Raw genomic sequence first — 774 nt, 5'->3', positions numbered from 1 at the left:
GCGTTGGATCTGGATCTGGCGTTGGATCTGGATTTGGCGTTGGATCTGGATCTGGTGTTGGATCTGGATCTGGCGTTGGATCTGGATCTGGTGTTGGATCTGGGTCTGGTATTGGACACACTCCACATTCACCGTCTTTACCATCCTTACCGTCTTTACCATCCTTACCATCTTTGCCATCTTTTACAAAGACTTCTTGTGTGGAACCATCTGGCTTCGTAATGATAATGGTATAGCCCGAATTGCCTTCTGTATCTTTTCCAGGTGTTACCTCAACCTTAGGCGTCTGACCATCTTTGCCATTTAAGATGTTTTCAGTTGTCACTTTTCCGTCACTATCTGTAATGGTAATAGTTACTCCTATAACATTACCATCTTGATCTTTGAGTGGGGTTTGCTTGATGGTTGGTGATTTACCATCCACTCCATCTTTACCATCCTTACCGTCTTTACCATCTTTTACAAAAACTTCTTGTGTGGAACCATCTGGCTTCGTAATGATAATGGTATAGCCCGAATTACCTTCTGTATCTTTTCCAGGTGTTACCTCAACCTTAGGCGTCTGACCATCTTTGCCATTTAAGATGTTTTCAGTTGTCACTTTTCCGTCACTATCTGTAATGGTAATAGTTACTCCTATAACATTACCATCTTGATCTTTGAGTGGGGTTTGCTTGATGGTTGGTGATTTACCATCTACTCCGTCTTTGCCGTCTGCACCATTTGTTACAGTAGTCGTTGTTTGAGTGCCATCTGGATTGGTAATCGTAATGG

At 42.6% G+C, this 774-nt stretch carries 1 pseudogene; it reads right to left on the bottom strand.

Features of this window, described 5'->3' with window-relative positions:
• Positions 1-774 (bottom strand): annotated as a pseudogene (locus ACQV2T_RS09330) (YSIRK signal domain/LPXTG anchor domain surface protein); the annotation flags it as partial.

The organism is Facklamia sp. P13069, assembly GCF_050409405.1.
Classification (GTDB): Bacteria; Bacillota; Bacilli; order Lactobacillales; family Aerococcaceae; genus Facklamia.
This window is presented reverse-complemented; position numbering and strand designations above follow the sequence as displayed.